This window comes from Flavobacterium quisquiliarum (assembly GCF_019308285.1).
Lineage (GTDB): Bacteria > Bacteroidota > Bacteroidia > Flavobacteriales > Flavobacteriaceae > Flavobacterium > Flavobacterium quisquiliarum.
This window is the reverse complement of record NZ_WWEM01000009.1, coordinates 166,950-183,890: the sequence shown is the minus strand read 5'-3', so window position 1 is coordinate 183,890 and position 16,941 is coordinate 166,950. Positions and strand designations below refer to the sequence as shown.

Sequence of the window (16,941 nt, the reverse complement as noted above, 5' to 3'; positions counted from 1 at the left end):
ATTATTTTAATGAATTATACAAAAGAACAAATTTTAGCGCGTTGTAATGAGTTTTCTAAAAACACATTAATGGAAACGCTGAAAATTGAATATATCGACGCCGGAGAAGATTTTTTAACCGCAAAAATGCCAGTAAATCCAAGCGTACATCAGCCAATGGGATTATTGCATGGCGGCGCTTCGGTAGCTTTAGCCGAAAGTGTCGGGAGTGCGGCTTCCTTCTTTTTTATCAATCCGAAAGAGCAGGAAGTAAGAGGCATCGAAATTTCGGCAAATCATCTGAAAAGTATTCGTGAAGGTTATGTTTTTGGTACAGCCAGAATTATTCATAAAGGAAGAAGCCTTCATTTGTGGGAAATCAAAATTACAGATGAAGAAGGGAATTTGGTTTCGCTTTGCAAATTGACGAATATGGTTTTGGAAAGAAAGAAAAGGGAATAGATTATGAATCCATTTTTCTTAAAAATTAAAAATCATAAAGAGCAGAATTTACCTTTTGTTCTTTATTCTAAACCCAATACTTTTGATCTTACTGGGATATTGCAGAAGAATAATAGTTTGCATACTGTTTCAGATTACAGTGAAAAAGGATTTGTTTTCGCTTCTTTTGATGAAAAACAGCTGATTCTAATTCCTGAAAATGAATCTGAAATTATTACTTCTGAAAAAGAACCGACTTCATTTGAACCAATCGAAATTGACGATTTGAGTTTTGATCCTGAAGCTAAATTCCAATACGAATATTTAGTCGCTCAGGGAATTCAGGCAATTAAAAACGAGGAATTCAAAAAAGTGGTTTTATCGAGAAGTGAAGAAGTGCTTCTGGCCGAATTTGATTTTATTGAAACTTTCCAGCATTTGGTTCAATTATATCCTGCGACATTCTGTTATTGTTTTTTTCATCCAAAAGTTGGATTTTGGATGGGAGCAACACCTGAAAAACTTTTAAAAGCAAATGGAAATGTTTTTGAAACCATGGCTTTGGCGGGAACACAGAAAGATAATGCTCGAACAGAAATTATCTGGCAACAGAAAGAAAAAGACGAACAGCAGTTTGTAACCGATTTTATCGTAAAAAGGCTTCGTGAGTTTGCTGCTTCGGTTGTAGTTTCTGAACCATATAGTTTGAAAGCAGGTTCCATCTGGCATATTAAAACTGATATTTCGGGAGTTTTAAAAGAGAATTCGACTTTGGAAGAAGTAATTGATACACTTCATCCAACGCCGGCGGTCTGCGGTTTGCCAAAGAAAAAGGCAAAAGCATTTATTATAGAAAACGAAAATTACAACCGTACTTTTTACAGTGGTTTCTTGGGAGAACTAAACAGCAGTTTTGCAGGAAATAATAATAGTTCTGATTTATTCGTAAATTTACGAAGCATGCAGATTCAGGAAAATAACGCCATTTTATATATGGGATGCGGTATCACAAAAGAAAGCATTCCTGAAAAAGAATGGGAAGAAAGCGTCAATAAATCGATGACGATGAAAAGAGTTTTGAGAAAAGAAAAAAGAGGATAGAACAAAGAAAATAGATAAAAGATCAATTTGATTTTGCAGAATTGTAATTGAAATTGATTTTTGACATTGATATTAAAAATTATGAAACTAGACATATTAGCCTTTGGCGCACATCCAGACGATGTAGAATTGGGGTGCGCGGGAACCATTTTAAAAGAAGTATCGCTTGGGAAAAAAGTAGGAATAGTTGATTTAACGCGTGGCGAATTAGGAACGCGCGGAACAGCCGAAACTAGAGATCAAGAAGCAAAAGATGCTGCAAAGATTTTAGGAGTTGAAGTACGCGAGAATTTGGCAATGCGTGATGGATTTTTTGTGAATGACGAGAAACATCAATTAGAAGTCATAAAAATGATTCGCAAGTACAAGCCAGAAATCGTATTGTGCAACGCGATCGATGATCGCCATATTGATCACGGAAAAGGAAGCAAATTAGTTTCGGATGCTTGCTTTTTATCTGGTTTGATGAAAATCGAAACTTCAATTGATGGAGAGAAACAAGAAGCTTGGAGACCGAAAGTAGTGTATCATTATATTCAGTGGAAAAATATCACTCCAGATTTTGTGGTAGATATTACAGGGTTTGAAAAAAAGAAAGTAGAAGCGATTTCGGCCTATAAAACCCAATTTTATGATCCAAATTCAAAAGAACCTGCTACGCCAATTACCAGTAAAAACTTCTTTGAAAGTTTAAATTATCGTGCGCAGGACTTAGGAAGGCTGGTTGGGAAAGATTTTGCCGAAGGATTTACTGTTGAAAGGTGTTTGGCAGTCAATAGTTTAGAAAATTTGATTTAATTTTTATGAAAATTTTTCATTTTTTTCTTTGTAGAACTCAACCTTTGTTCTATATTTGCACTCGCTAAGCAAAAATGGTGGTTGTAGCTCAGCTGGTTAGAGTAGCGGTTTGTGGTGCCGCGGGTCGCCGGTTCGAACCCGGTCAGCCACCCAGATTTAAAGCCTTGAAGAAATTCAAGGCTTTTTTTGTTTTCGCCCGAAAACAAATTTCAATATTCAAAATCCCTATTTTCAAACAATCATAGAATCCAAAAAAGGAAAATACTATCGTTTTTTATTTTTTTAATAGTAACGATATCAAATTTGATTTAAAGGTTTTTGAAAGTACTGACTTGAAGTAATTATTTGAAAGAGTTACTTTCATGTACCTCCAATATTTTCATTATGCCATTTACACAGAAAACGCTTTACTTACTAATGCTTTTAATTCTATTCTTAAAGTCTTGATTAAGATTTAAGGAAACGGCATATCCATTTCATTATTCTAAGTTTTATTTAACTCTTTAGCTGTACACTTTTTGTTAAAAAAATCCATTTATTTTTTTATTGGAAAAAAGAGCTTATATTTGGTTTTTTAAATTGGAAAACCAATTTGGAAAACCAAATTAATTTGAATTGATTTTCTTTCATCACTTTAAAACTGGAAGGATGTACAATTATATTGCTTGCTAACTAAAAAACAAACCAAAAAAGTAAATTATGAATTTAAAGGTTAAATTTTCATTGCTCATTATTTTACTGTTTAATGCGGGGGTATTTGCTCAAAGCAAATATGCATTAAAAGGAAAAATAACTTCAGCTTCAGACAAGACTCCCATTCCAGGAGCTAATGTAGTGGTAACAAATTCTAAGGGAGGAACCACTACTGATTTTGACGGCGTTTATTCAATTTCAGTTTCAGCTGGAGATAAAGTACAATTTAGCTGTATAGGCTATACTTCACAAACTATTACGATTACCAATCAAACCGTTTTGAACGTGACTTTAGCCGAAGCTCAAAATCAATTAGACCAAGTGGTTGTAATTGGTTACGGTACTCAAAAGAAGAAAAACATCACGGGTTCTGTATCAAAAGTAACCAATAAAGACTTAGATCAAATTCCGGTTTCACGTGTTGATGATGCTTTACAGGGACAAGTTTCGGGTGTAAATATCCAGCAGACAAACCCAGCGGCGGGGGCAGCTCCAACTATTAAAGTTAGGGGGCAGGGATCTATTTCTTTTAATGCTAATCCGTTAATTGTATTAGATGGAATTGCAGTTGGTAATGATGGAGATTTCTTGGGGAGTATTGATATGAATACGGTCGAATCTGTTGAAGTTTTAAAAGATGCCTCATCATCTTCTATTTACGGTTCCAGAGGTGCTAACGGAGTTATAATGATTACTACTAAAAAAGGTAAAGAAGGACCAACCAAGTTTAATTACAATACTTATACGGGGTACAAGTTTGTGCCAAGAACAAATATTTTATCTACTCCAGATAAATGGGCTCAATATGTATCAAGCAGTAATAATGGTGTTTTGACAGATGAAATGAAAATGGTTCAGGCATTAGGCACTTATACAAACTGGGAGAAAGAAATATATGATGGAGGTTATATTACAGATCATAATTTATCGGTCAGCGGCGGTACAAAAAATACAAAATTTAGAGCATCATTAGGATATACAAATGACGAAGGTGTGCAGTTGACCGATAACTATAAAAAAATGAATGCCAGTGTGAATTTAGATTCCAAAGCAGATAAATTAGAGTTTGGCATTATGCTTAACCCATCGATTACACAACAAAGATCTTTGGCAAACTCAAATTTAAATGCTATTCGCCAGCAGCCTTGGCTTCCTATTCGTTTAGATGAGCATTCTATTCAGTTTGTAAATACTTACCAATTTCCTAATGTAAAAGTGGGGGATTATGCTGAAGAACGTTTCTTTGTAAACTATGATCTGGCTACAGGGAAACCAAGAGCAGATAAACTTGGAACTTCTATTGGTGTTACAGGCGATGGAAATCCTTATGCTTCATTGGTAGAAGCAGATTATGAGACACGCCAGACTAAGCTTATTGGTAATACTTATTTTAAATTTAATTTCACAGATCATTTTAATTTTAAACAAACTATTGGGGGCGATTACAGAAACATTGTAAATGATAACCGTACTGGAGTTTTGGCAACAAAAAACTATGCCGGTGATGCAAGTACTTCCTATAACTCTACTACTGTAAACCACGTTGCTGGAGAGAGTATTTTTAGTTATAATAATGATTTTGGAAGACACTCTATAGCCGCTGTTGCTGGTTTTACTTTTGAACACTGGAATTCTGAGTTTGTGAATCTAAGAGGATCAGGGTATGTAAATGATTATATCGAAACTATTCCTTCTGCAAATGTTGGTGTTGGTGGCGGTTCTATGTCTAAAACAGAAGAAAAATTAGTTTCTTATCTAACGAGAGTTAATTATTCTTTCGATGATAGATATCTACTATCGGTAAGTTTCAGGTCAGACGGAAGCTCTAAATTTGGACCGAATAAGAAATTCGGATATTTTCCTGCAACTTCTTTGGGATGGAGAGTGTCAAATGAGCAGTTTTTAAAAGAAAATAATTTTGTTAAAGATCTTAAATTACGAGTGAGTTATGGACAAACGGGAAGCAACTCAGGAATTGGAGAATATGCACATCTTGGATTGGTAAATCCTATTAGTACTTCGTTAACAGGTGTTTCAAACGGATATAATGTTTCTAATATTTCAAATCCAGATTTAGGATGGGAGAAATTAGTAGAATTTAACCCAGGATTAGATGCCAGTATTTTTGGAGGCATTTTAAATATATCATTTGATTACTATATCAGGACGAGTAAAGATTTATTATTAGATCTTCCGGTTCCTGGAGTAACAGGATTTAACAGCGCTTTAGTAAATAAAGGTAAAGTTGAAAACCGTGGTTTTGAGTTGGAATTGCGTTCTACTATTCTTAAAAATGAAAATTTCTCTTGGAATGCCTCAGCTTTATTTACTCATAATAAGAATACCTTACTTGATTTTGCTGGTTCAAACGGTCTGATTAGTGTAATTGAATCAAAACGTCCAGCAGAGTGGATTGCTCTTGAAGGTCATCCTATATCTTCGTTTTATGGTTATGTAGTTTCAAAAGAAATTCAGCCTCAATATATTAAAAATCCGCTTTATCCAATCAATTCGCAATCACAGTCTGTTTATGTGAAAGATTTGAATGGAGATGGTAAAATTGATGGCGATGACCGAACTATTTTAGGAAATCCTTATCCAGATTTGGTGTGGAGTTTTTCAAACAACCTAAAATATAAAAATATTGATTTTAGTTTTATGTTCCAAGGATCTCATGGTGCCAAAGTTAGAAACATAGACTCACAATATATTAAAAACGAATTTGGTAATAATGCAGGAACTGTCCCAAGTTTTCCAGATACAGGTTTAGTAAGAGAAAGAATTTACACGAATTTAGATATTCAGGATGCATCTTACATTGCTTTAAGGAATATCAATTTAGGGTATAGCTTTTCAAAAGATAATCTTAAAAATTTCGGAATAAGCCGACTTCGTTTATATACCGCTGCCCAGAATTTATTATATATCATGGCAAAAAATTATGAAGGATATAACCCAGAAGGAATTTTACCTACAACAGGTGCAGGATCGCTTCCTTCATCTCCAATAACTTATGGTTATCAAAAAGGAGCAGCGCCAATTTACAAAACAGTATCAATTGGTTTAAATGTTGAATTTTAAAAATTAAGAAAATGAAAAATACAAAGTATAAATTTTTTGGACTATTAATGATTTTAGGTTTTTCAGTTTCCTGCTCTAAAGAAGACTTGGACTTAGCACCAATATCAGCTATATCAGATACAAAATATTTTAATAACGATTCAGATGTTTTAGGGGCAGTTATTGCAATTTATGATGGATTACAAGCTGTGCCAATGAATGAATTTGCTTTAACTGAAATGCGATCAGACAATGGGAAGACAGCTTTGCATGAAGGAGAATGGAAACAATTAGAAACTTTTGAAGTACTGCCAACAAACTCTGTGGTTGCGGGATATTGGAGTGTAAATTACAATGTTATTTTTAGGGCAAATACAGTTTTGGAACATTTAAATGTGGTTTCTGATGCAACTAAAAAAATGAATTATGATGGAGAAGCGAAATTTGCAAGAGCATTGGCACATTTTAATTTAGTTCGTGCTTTTGGTGAAGTTCCTGTAATTGATAAAGTCGTTGGAATTAAAGACACCAAATATTTCGCCAAAAAATCACTTACAGAAGTGTATGACCTAATTCAAAGTGATTTGACTACTGCTATTAATGAACTTCCAGTAAAATCGGCTACTTCTTTTGGAAGAGCTACAAAACAGGCCGCTCAAGGAATGTTAGCAAAAGTATATTTGACACAAAAAAAATACGATTTAGCATTGCCATTATTGGCAGCATTAGTTGCGGATACACAATACAGCTTACAGGCGAACTATAAAGATGTTTTCTATAACGAGAAAAACGATGAAATTCTATTTGCTATTCCGTATTCTAATGATAGCGCTACAGAAAGCCAGAGTTTTTCTTATGAAATGACAGTAGGTCAGGCAAGTGGCTTAAACTTTGTAACAGATGATTTTGCCGCTTTTATGAAAGCCGATCCTCTTGATAAGCGTATAGCAGTAAACATCAATCCTGCAATACCAACTCAAAACGGAAAATATTTACGTACATCAACTTCGCCTAGATTGGCTGGAAATGATTGGCTTGTTTTACGTTTAGCCGATGTGTATTTAATGTATACGGAAGCGATTATGGGAACTGCCACATCTACAACAGATGCCAATGCAATTAAATACTATGATAAAGTACGCAATAGAGCATTTGCAATTCCGGTAATAAGTACTTCAATAACAAAAATAGCATTGTTAAATCAAAGAAGAGCTGAACTTGCCTATGAAAATCAAAGGTTGTATGATCTAATTAGGTTTGATATGGCGCAAAGCGTACTATCTGCCTATTCATCTACTTTTCAAGGGCCAAAAGATTTATTATTGCCAATTCCACAAGTTGAGATAAATATCAGTGGAGGAATGTTAGTTCAGAATCCGTTATATAATTAAAAAATCAGATCATTAAGCAGGAATCGATGTATTTACACCCTATAATAGTAAAAAATTCATCTGAAGTTCTTTTTTCTATGAGATTTCCTAACATTCTCAATTTAATTCTGTAATACGGCATTTTTTTAGAAAATGTTGGATAAATTGTCTCGAAAATTTAGTCAATAAATAGAGATAAACTGTGATTTATGGCAAAGAACAGTTTTTTAAAAAAAAAGCCCGACTGTAAAGTCGGGCTTTTCTGGTGGTTAATATATTTGGTTTTATGTATTATCTAATTTCTTCAAAGGTTGTACCTTGTTTAATATCTCCAGTTTTAAAACCTTTTTTAAACCAATACATTCTTTGTTCTGAAGTTCCGTGAGTAAAAGAATCAGGAACAACATGTCCCTGCATTTTACTTTGAATGGCATCATCTCCAACTGCGTTAGCAGCGCTTAGAGCTTCTTCAATATCTCCCGTATCTAAGTTTTCCTGATTATAATGTGCCCAAACACCCGCATAAAAGTCTGCTTGCAATTCTAGGGCTACAGATAATTTATTAGCTTCAGCTTCACTTTTTCCCTGCTGTTCCTGGCGCATTTTTGCAGATGTCCCAAGTAAAGTTTGTATATGATGACCAATTTCATGCGCAATTACATAAGCAATGGCAAAATCACCTCCTTTTGCACCAAATTTAGTTTTTAATTCTTCAAAAAAGCCCAAATCCATATAAACTTTGCGATCTCCTGGACAATAAAACGGTCCAGATGCAGATGATGCACCGCCACATGCTGTTTGTACAGCACCTTTAAATAATACTAATTTTGGCTTTTCATAAGTCATACCATGTTCTGCGAAAATTTTGCTCCAGATATCCTCATTATCTGCTAAAACAACTCTAACAAAATTTCCCATTTCTTCATCTTCTTTGCTTAAGGGAGCCGCAGCTTCAGTCTGCTGACCTCCACCTTGCATTTGTTCTAAAATTGGAGCTATCTGTTGACCAGTTTCACCTCCAAAAACGTTCAGAAGCAAAACAATAATACCAATTACGCCACCGCCAATTATGGCTTTACCGCCACCACCGATGGATCTGCGGTCTTCTACATTATCACTTTGTCTTCTGCCTTGCCATTTCATATTGAATTGTTTTTTAACTTGTTATAAAAAGGTATACGAATTTATAGATTTTTTATGAAAAATTTTAGATTTAGATAAATTTAGTTTTTAGTCGCAGTCTCGGTTTTTAGTCGGAATTGCTGGTAACGGTTTCAAACTGAAAACGGAGGCTGAAAACTAAAAATCACCCAAGCCATTTAATCAAGGTCTCTTCCACGCTGCCTTTCATGATGGGTTTTGAAATATAATCATCCATTCCTGCAGAAATACATTTATTTCGTTCGTCTTTTTCTGCCCCTGCCGTAACAGCGATAATTGGAATATCTCTTCCTTTTTTAGTGTTTCTAATAGCTCTTGTGGTTTCATAACCATTCATAATCGGCATTTGAATATCCATAAAAACAATAGTCGGATTTATCTTTTCAAATTGTTGAATGGCTTCATATCCATTTTCACATTCGTGAATGTATGCATTGTTGTAGAGGTTTTTTATAATTGTCTTTAAAAGTAACATGTTTACTTTATTGTCTTCAACAATTAAGAAAGTAATGGTATTATCGTTGGGTTCCATGTCTTCAGAATCCAATTCGATATTTAAACTTTTCAGTTCAGCATTGTATTTATCGTTTATGCTTTGATTACTTGTTTTTAGATTTAAATCAAAGAAAAAGTTACTTCCTACGTTTATTGTACTTTCCAATTGCAGACGGCTTTCCATTAGTGCCAATAATTGATTGGAAATAGTTAAACCTAATCCTGTGCCTCCAAATTTTCTAGTTGTAGAACTGTCTTCCTGTGAAAAAGCTTTGAATATTTTCTTCTGATTTTTTTCTAATATTCCGATTCCTGTATCCACTACCGAAAAACGGATTACATGATTGTTGTTTTTTTTCTTTTCTAAGACTGTTACGTTTAATTTGATAGAACCTTCTGTTGTGAATTTTACTGCGTTAGAAAGAAGATTAATTAAAATCTGTTTGATTCTGACAATATCTGTCCAAATGTATTTGGGTACATCTGGATCGATATTTAGTTCCAATTCCAAGTTTTTCTGATTAGATTCGTAAACAATTAAATCAAAAACCTGTCCGAGAACTTTTTTAATATCATAAAGATCAATAAATAGCTCTAATTTACCAGCTTCAATTTTAGAAAAATCCAGAATATCATTGATAATTTCAAGTAAAGAATGAGCTGATTGATTAATCGTTGTCATGTACTTTTCCTGAATTTCTTCCAAATCGGTTTTCATTAATAAATGAGTAAAACCAATGATTCCGTTAAGCGGAGTTCTAATTTCGTGCGACATATTGGCGAGGAAATCAGATTTAGATTTATTTGCCGCTTCAGCCAATTGTTTGGCTTTTATAGCATCTTCAATTTCTTTTTTGTTGGTAATGTCAAAGTAAATACCACCAACAAACTCAATCTCGTCATCTCTTTTAATTACATCTCCAAATTCCTCAACCCAAATATATTCGCCGGTTTTTCGCTTAATGCGATACACATTATGTAAAGGCATTCCTTTTTGTAAATTATCAATCTGATTGTTGATCACTTCATCTTTATCATCATGATGAATTAAAGAAAGAAAGGATAAATTATTTTCTATGAATTCGGATTTTGAATAACCTGTTAGATTCAAAACTTCATCGTTCAAAAAGATTTTCGTAGAAAATGCATCAAATTTAGATAAATAGACAGTTCCAGGGATATTATTAGCAATCAGTTTGAATTTTTCTTCGCTTTCAATAATCTTATTTTCGTTTCGATTTCTTTCTAAAGCAGAAGAAATATTGTTGGCTAATACTTGAAAAATATAGATTTCTTCTTCGGACCATCTTTTTTCTTTAGTACAATCGTCAAAACCAATAAAACCAGTAAAAATATCATTGATGTAAAGAGGCAGAATCAAAATTGATTTAATCTCATTGTTGATTAAAAGAGTTTTGAAAAATCCTTCATCCAGGTTTCTAGTTAAGGTATTGAGGATTTTTTTCTGCTGTGCCGCTTCGTAAATTTCTTTTAAATTATCTTCCGTCATATGACGTAAAGGCGTAATTTGATGTGTTACTCCTTCACGTGACCATTTGTATTTTTGATATACAGTGTTGTAAACAGGATCTTTTTCGTAATAATACATATGATCCACTTTTGCGGCTTTTCCGATTATGTCATACGTCTCCTGAAACATCTGCTGTGTGGTCTTGCTGAGCAGGAATTTTTCGGTACATAAAGAAAGAGCAGATAAAAGCTGACTTTTGAATTCTAGTTTTCTTTCGGCTTCCAAACGCATCTGTGAAGAAATAGCAAGAGAAATTACATCTGAAATGGTTCGAGCATAATTAATGTCTTCATTATCCCATTCGCGTTTCTTTTCAGTGCTTTCAAAACAAACGACTCCAGCTAATTGTCCCGATAAAAAAATAGGAACATCGAGCATCGATTTGATATTGTTTTTAGTAAAGTATAGTTTTTCAAATTCGGATGTTTCTAATTTATTGAATACATCTGGGGCATTGATAATGGCTTTTTTGCTTAAAGTCTCAAAATATATTGGATAAGATTCTTTGTTTAGAATATTTTTGTCACTTAGGTTTTGATTGTCAAGACTGTAAAGGTTCTTGCATTGAATAAGATCCTTATGGTATTTCCAGAAGCTGACACGATTTACCCGACTAATGGTTGCTGCTTCTTTTAAAATAAGATCAATAACAGTATTGAGTTTGTCGTATTTGCTGAAATCGGTTGTTGATAGTTTTTTGGTAGAGTTATTATAAGCTTCGATTTTTTTAAGACGTCTTTTTTTCTCTTTTTCAATGTTTTTTTTCTCTGTAATATCTCTAGCAATTCCAGAAAAACCTGTGGTTTGGCCTAAGTCATTTTTGCGAACAATAATCTTTTGGGAAATCCAGATTTGTTCCCCGTTTTTCTTCAAAATCGGAATTTCTATTACTGGATAATTGTTTTCATTAAGAACTAAATTTTCATAAAAATCAACAGCGCTGTTAATGTGATGTTCATGAATGATATTAGAATAATGTTTATTGATTATTTCGTTTTCAGAATAACCAAGAATAGAAAAACCAAACTCGTTTATAAATGTAAAATAACCTTCTGGATTAATTTCAAAAATAATATCGGTTGCAGTTTGAATTAAATTTTTGTACTGATCCTGAACAAGAATGTGCTCCGTAACATCTTGTCCAATACTAATAATTAAATCATCAGAGAACTTTTTATCTTTCCATTGTATGTATTTGAATTCACCGCTTTTATTTTTTAATTTTCTAATGTAAAGTTTGTTTTCTTCATTGTTAATGGGCTTTAATTCTTCTATAAATTTTGAATCCTGTGTAAGTTCCCAAAATTTCATTCCCATAACTTCTTCTGGAAGATAGCCTAAAATTTCTGTGATTGTTTCACTAGTAAATAAGATTTCACCTTTTTGATTTGAAGCAATTGTGAGCGAATTTCCTTTATGAACAATTTCGCTGGCAAATCTGAAATTATCTCTATTGTTTAGTAATACAGCGTATTTTACCTGATTAATAATGAAAATTAGTATACAAAAATTAATGAGTAAAATAGAAGATTTTATCGGAATTAGCTGAAATGCTACGGTGGAAATTAAAAAAACAAAAGTAAGTCCAACGAAAAACCAATAGATTTTAATTGGTTTAAGAATGCTGTAGGAGAAGAAAAAGGAAATTAAGAAAACAATAATCGGAACAACATCATTGGAAAGCATTACGATGTTGAATGCGACGTAAGAGATGTAGATAAAAAAACTGGAAATAAAAATCTGCTGAATATGTTCTCTAAACCATTTTATTTTATCTGTTATCGAATAAATTAAAAGTACAGCAACACCAATAGAAACATTTACAACTAAGAGACTTTTGGGTCTGATTTTAAAAATTTCATTGATGATTTCAATTACGATTACAGCAATACCAAAAAACAAAATATAGAGCTGATATTCTCTACTGATTGTGTCTTGTTCTTTCTTTTTTTCAATAAAATATCCAATTTTGGCTTTGATCTTAAAAAACTGATAGACAAGCAGTGAAAGAAACGCAAAAAGAGATAACCCTAAAACGATAAGTTTAGGGTTATTGTAAAAAATGATGTCAGAGTCGAATACATACCATGCGGTCATAATTGATTCTAAGGTATTACCAAGGCTGGCAATTCCTGAAATAACCGAATTGAAAAAACTATAGTCTGCGGCCATAGAATTTGGGGTATGTTGTTTTGTTTAGTAAACGGTCTTTTGGAAACCTTAAAAAGAATTGGTTAATTTCTTTCTAAACATGATTTTCCTATTTTAATCTACATTTGATTGTCCAATCGAATCAATTGAATCTTCTTCTTGATTTGCTCCAAAAATTCCAAAATAAGTTGCATAGATCATAGAACTGTTAAAAACTACAGTAAAGATAATTCCAACGCAGCAGGCAAAAATACCTATTAATGAACCGATAAAACCTATTATAAAAAATGCAAATATGTTAAGGGGATTCTTGGTTACAACAATAATACTTGATTTGATTGCATCAACAGCACTTAAATTTCCAAAAACAACCAATGGAATTGATAAATACATGAAATAAGACACCATAAATGAAATTACGTTTCCAACATATAAAACTTCAAAGCTGTCAATAAAATTAGAAAGCGCAGTACCAACTAAAGCAGGAATAAAGGCAGCAACAAAAATTTGTCCAAAATAAGGAGCTCTGTAATAACTGAAAATAGTTGATACATTGAACTCAATATCTTTGTCTGCACAATCAGCCATTTTTAGAAAACCTGCACCAAAAGGAGCTGTGATTCCGGCAACTGCTGAAACAGCAATAGTTTGTATTACAAGCTCGATCGAAGTAAACTGTTTGTTTTCTAAATCTAGTAAAAAATCTTTTGTAATGCTTCCTACTCCAAAATAAGCAATCATTATTCCCATAAAGGCCATCGCGGCAAGAATGGAAAAAACCAAGATAATAAGTCCTGAATAAAGTGCTATTTTTTTATAGTTTTCGAAGGCATGATTAAAAACTGTAGCAAAATCAAGGGAATAGCCATTTTTTTTAATGTCCTCAATTTGAGCAAGGGTAGATTTCATTTTTATGTAAAATTGTTTTATTGACTTGTATTTTTATATGGGTATCTTGACGTAAATATAATATTTTTAATCAATTCCATATAAAAATCTTAAAACATTCTTAAATGATTTTAACTCCTTTACAACCAGTCTAAAATTCTTTTTATAGAGGCCAATTTATCTTTATAAGGCGCGTAACGCATAGGTAAATCAAGCCAGTTTCCTTTTTTGACGATCGCTTTGTGATGCGAGAAGGTATCAAAGCTAAGCTGGCCGTGGTATGCGCCTATTCCGCTATGCCCAACACCGCCAAAAGGCAGTCTTTTATTAGAGAAATGTACTACTGTATCGTTGATACATCCGCCTCCAAAAGAGTATTTCGAAATTAATTTTTTAGTAAATGAATTATTTTCGCTGAAAATATAAAATGAAAGAGGTTTCTCATAACGGCTCACCACGTTTTCGATATCATTTTCGGTTTCATAGGTAAGAATTGGCAAGACAGGCCCAAAGATTTCTTCTTTCATAACGGGACTATCCAAATCAGGTTCTTCTAGAAGAGTAGGAGCAATGTATAATTTGTTAGCATCGCTTTCGCCTCCAAACAATACATTTTCATTTTGGATCATATTGGTTAAACGAAACCAATTTTTTGTATTAATAATACGGGCAAAATCAGGCGATTTGTCTATTTTCTTTCCGTAGGCTTTGAGGATTTCTTCAATTAAATAGGTTATAAAATTGACTTTCATGTTTTTTTGAACCAAAACATAATCGGGTGCTATACAAGTCTGTCCTGCGTTGATGAATTTACCCCAGACAATTCGTTTTGCGGCAAGTTTTAAATCGGCAGTTTCATCAACAATACAAGGGTTTTTTCCGCCTAACTCTAAAGTAACTGGAGTAAGATTTTCAGCTGCCGCTTTTGCAACGATTTTTCCAACAGCAACACTTCCTGTAAAGAAAATATAATCCCAGCGCTGTGCTAATAATTTATTAGAAACTTCTACACCACCTTCAAAAACTTCTACATGATTGATGTGAAATGTCTTTTCAATAATTTTTGCAATTATAGCCGATGTGTGTGGGGTAAGTTCTGATGGTTTTACAGCAACTCTATTCCCAGCAGCAACAGCAGCAATAAGTGGACATAAAGCCAATTGAAAAGGATAATTCCAAGGAGCAATTATTAAAACATGTCCGTAAGGTTCTTTGTAAATATAATCGCTGGAGGGAAAATTAAGAAAAGAAGGAAAAACACGTTCAGGTTTTGCCCAAGCTGTAATGTTTTTGATCGTGTTTTTAAGGTCTGAAATAACATAACTTGTTTCTGTAACTACGGCTTCAAACTCTGGTTTTTGAAAGTCATCGTATAAAGCTTTGATAATTAAATCTTCGCTTTTCTGAATGTTGTGTAATAACTTTTTCAGTGTTTCTTTTCGATACCCGATGTCACTTTTATAATCCATTTTTTCGATCAGCTTGTTTTTTCTCTATGCAAGTTAATCGATAAAAATTAAAAAATTAACAATTAAATCATAAAAATCATACAGCATTCCAAATTGGATCGTCCGGAGTTGGAGCAATAATCGTGATATTTTCTTTTGTAACGGGATGAATAAAAGTCAGTTTTCTGGCATGCAGATGAATACCTCCGTCGGGATTACTTCTGTCTGCACCATATTTTAAATCACCTTTAATAGGAGATCCAATTGCAGATAACTGCGCGCGGATTTGATGATGACGACCCGTATGTAAGTTGATTTCCAGTGCAGTATAGTTTTGAAGCTCTTTAACAATTGTATAATCTAAACTTGCGACTTTACTATCAGGAACTTCTTTTAAATGTGCTCTTGAAGTGTTGTTTTTTTCGTTTCTTTTTAAATAATGAATGAGTTTTGCTTTAGTTTCTTTCGGTTTGTTTTTCACAACTGCCCAATAAGTCTTTTTAGTTTCACGATTACTGAACAATTCATTCATTCGAGACAAAGCTTTGCTTGTTCTGGCAAAAACCACAATTCCAGTTGTAGGTCTGTCCAAACGATGAATCACACCTAAAAAAACATCTCCAGGTTTGTTGTATTTTTCTTTGATATATTCTCTCACAATATCAGACAGCGGTTTGTCCCCCGTTTTGTCGCCTTGAACAATATCACCAACACGTTTATTGACCACAATTAAGTGATTGTCTTCGTGAAGAATTTGAAGATTATTTTTATCTGAAAGAATTTTCATTTTGGTGTAAAATTTAGATAACGAAAAGTTAGGCTAAAGCTTGCCTGTGTACTTAAAAATGAACCTCCAGCTTTAGCTGGAGGTTATTGAGTTTTTTGAAAACCTTTGAAGCTATGTAACTTTGGCTCTTTGTTACTAAAAAAAACTTAGCATCTTAGAACCTTAGCAACTTAGTATCTCAAAAAAATTAATATTGTTCTTTTTCGTTAGGGAAATCCTGAGACTTAACATCAGCAGCATATTGACCAATTGCTTTAGTCATTTCTTCGTACAAGTTTAAGTAACGACGCAAGAAACGCGGACTAAACTCATTATTCATTCCTAACATATCATGAATTACTAAAACCTGGCCGTCAACGCCTCCGCCGGCACCAATTCCAATTACAGGAATAGAAATACTGTCTGCTACTTTTTTAGCAAGTTCTGCTGGTATTTTTTCCAAAACAACTGCAAAACATCCTACTTTTTCAAGCATTTGTGCGTCTTCAATTAATTTTTCAGCTTCTTCTTCTTCTTTTGCACGAACACTGTACGTACCGAATTTATAGATTGATTGAGGTGTTAAACCCAAATGTCCCATAACTGGAATTCCAGCATGTAATATTTTTTTAATAGATTCTTTAATTTCTTTTCCGCCTTCTAATTTCACTGCGTGTCCACCGCTTTCTTTCATTATTCTGATAGAAGAACGAAGTGCTTCTTTTGGATCTGATTGGTAACTACCAAAAGGTAAATCAACTACAACCAAAGCTCTTTCGACAGCACGAACTACAGATGAAGCATGATAAATCATTTGATCTAGCGTAATTGGCAGTGTCGTTTCGTGACCAGCCATAACATTTGATGCAGAATCACCCACTAAAATTACATCGACACCCGCAGTGTCAACAATTTTTGCCATTGTATAATCGTAAGCCGTAAGCATAGAGATTTTTTCTCCGTTGCTTTTCATTTCAATTAATGACTTTGTTGTGATTCTTTTATAATCTTTCTTTGCTACTGACATTTTATGTTTTTTTTGAATATGTAAAAGTATTG

The 16,941-nt window shown here is 33.4% G+C and carries 11 protein-coding genes and 1 tRNA gene; 6 read left to right on the top strand and 6 right to left on the bottom strand.

Translation table 11 applies throughout. From position 1 onward, the window contains the following. The first annotated feature begins 9 nt into the window (after positions 1 to 9). From GSY47_RS02495 to GSY47_RS02470, 6 genes are all read left to right on the top strand, one after another. A complete protein-coding gene (locus GSY47_RS02495) occupies positions 10 to 441 on the top strand; it encodes a PaaI family thioesterase (RefSeq protein ID WP_179002822.1) in 432 nt (143 codons plus the stop codon). Between the two features lie 3 nt (positions 442 to 444). After that, positions 445 to 1,521: a chorismate-binding protein gene (locus tag GSY47_RS02490; protein WP_179002823.1), complete on the top strand. Its 1,077-nt coding sequence runs from the start codon at positions 445 to 447 to the stop codon at positions 1,519 to 1,521. An 81-nt stretch (positions 1,522 to 1,602) separates the two neighbouring features. Then, positions 1,603 to 2,319 carry a bacillithiol biosynthesis deacetylase BshB1 gene (gene bshB1 / locus GSY47_RS02485; RefSeq protein ID WP_179002824.1) on the top strand — a complete coding sequence of 239 codons (717 nt, stop codon included), beginning with the start codon at positions 1,603 to 1,605 and terminating at the stop codon, positions 2,317 to 2,319. A gap of 77 nt (positions 2,320 to 2,396) precedes the next feature. Continuing rightward, positions 2,397 to 2,470 (top strand) — tRNA-His (locus GSY47_RS02480). A 548-nt stretch (positions 2,471 to 3,018) separates the two neighbouring features. Beyond that, a complete protein-coding gene (locus GSY47_RS02475; protein WP_179002825.1) occupies positions 3,019 to 6,093 on the top strand; it encodes a SusC/RagA family TonB-linked outer membrane protein in 3,075 nt (1,024 codons plus the stop codon). 11 nt (positions 6,094 to 6,104) lie between these two features. Beyond that, positions 6,105 to 7,463 (top strand): RagB/SusD family nutrient uptake outer membrane protein, encoded by a 1,359-nt coding sequence (locus tag GSY47_RS02470; RefSeq protein WP_219071088.1) that lies wholly within the window; start codon positions 6,105 to 6,107, stop codon positions 7,461 to 7,463. Positions 7,464 to 7,733: 270 nt separating this feature from the next. Here the strand turns inward: GSY47_RS02470 and ypfJ are convergent, their stop codons facing one another. The 6 genes from ypfJ to panB all read right to left on the bottom strand — a co-directional run bounded on the left by ypfJ (position 7,734) and on the right by panB (position 16,909). Next, positions 7,734 to 8,585, bottom strand: a complete 852-nt coding sequence (gene ypfJ, locus GSY47_RS02465) for a KPN_02809 family neutral zinc metallopeptidase (protein ID WP_179002827.1) — start codon at positions 8,583 to 8,585, stop codon at positions 7,734 to 7,736. Positions 8,586 to 8,748: 163 nt separating this feature from the next. Then, positions 8,749 to 12,801 carry a PAS domain S-box protein gene (locus tag GSY47_RS02460; RefSeq protein ID WP_219071087.1) on the bottom strand — a complete coding sequence of 1,351 codons (4,053 nt, stop codon included), beginning with the start codon at positions 12,799 to 12,801 and terminating at the stop codon, positions 8,749 to 8,751. Positions 12,802 to 12,894: 93 nt separating this feature from the next. Next, positions 12,895 to 13,689: a hypothetical protein gene (locus GSY47_RS02455; protein ID WP_179002829.1), complete on the bottom strand. Its 795-nt coding sequence runs from the start codon at positions 13,687 to 13,689 to the stop codon at positions 12,895 to 12,897. A 119-nt stretch (positions 13,690 to 13,808) separates the two neighbouring features. Then, positions 13,809 to 15,137, bottom strand: a complete 1,329-nt coding sequence (locus GSY47_RS02450; protein ID WP_179002830.1) for an aldehyde dehydrogenase — start codon at positions 15,135 to 15,137, stop codon at positions 13,809 to 13,811. Between the two features lie 76 nt (positions 15,138 to 15,213). After that, complete coding sequence (locus GSY47_RS02445) at positions 15,214 to 15,903, bottom strand: RluA family pseudouridine synthase (RefSeq protein WP_179002831.1); 690 nt, start codon at positions 15,901 to 15,903, stop codon at positions 15,214 to 15,216. 187 nt (positions 15,904 to 16,090) lie between these two features. Continuing rightward, on the bottom strand, positions 16,091 to 16,909 hold the full coding sequence (gene panB / locus GSY47_RS02440) for a 3-methyl-2-oxobutanoate hydroxymethyltransferase (protein ID WP_091491724.1): 819 nt from the start codon (positions 16,907 to 16,909) through the stop codon (positions 16,091 to 16,093). Positions 16,910 to 16,941: the final 32 nt, after the last annotated feature.

Coding starts and splice junctions, on each gene's coding strand:
- GSY47_RS02495 (WP_179002822.1), top strand. CDS start 10: ATGAATTATACAAAAGAACAAATTTTAGCGCGTTGTAATGAGTTTTCT.
- GSY47_RS02490 (WP_179002823.1), top strand. CDS start 445: ATGAATCCATTTTTCTTAAAAATTAAAAATCATAAAGAGCAGAATTTA.
- bshB1 (WP_179002824.1), top strand. CDS start 1,603: ATGAAACTAGACATATTAGCCTTTGGCGCACATCCAGACGATGTAGAA.
- GSY47_RS02475 (WP_179002825.1), top strand. CDS start 3,019: ATGAATTTAAAGGTTAAATTTTCATTGCTCATTATTTTACTGTTTAAT.
- GSY47_RS02470 (WP_219071088.1), top strand. CDS start 6,105: ATGAAAAATACAAAGTATAAATTTTTTGGACTATTAATGATTTTAGGT.
- ypfJ (WP_179002827.1), bottom strand. CDS start 8,585: ATGAAATGGCAAGGCAGAAGACAAAGTGATAATGTAGAAGACCGCAGA.
- GSY47_RS02460 (WP_219071087.1), bottom strand. CDS start 12,801: ATGGCCGCAGACTATAGTTTTTTCAATTCGGTTATTTCAGGAATTGCC.
- GSY47_RS02455 (WP_179002829.1), bottom strand. CDS start 13,689: ATGAAATCTACCCTTGCTCAAATTGAGGACATTAAAAAAAATGGCTAT.
- GSY47_RS02450 (WP_179002830.1), bottom strand. CDS start 15,137: ATGGATTATAAAAGTGACATCGGGTATCGAAAAGAAACACTGAAAAAG.
- GSY47_RS02445 (WP_179002831.1), bottom strand. CDS start 15,903: ATGAAAATTCTTTCAGATAAAAATAATCTTCAAATTCTTCACGAAGAC.
- panB (WP_091491724.1), bottom strand. CDS start 16,909: ATGTCAGTAGCAAAGAAAGATTATAAAAGAATCACAACAAAGTCATTA.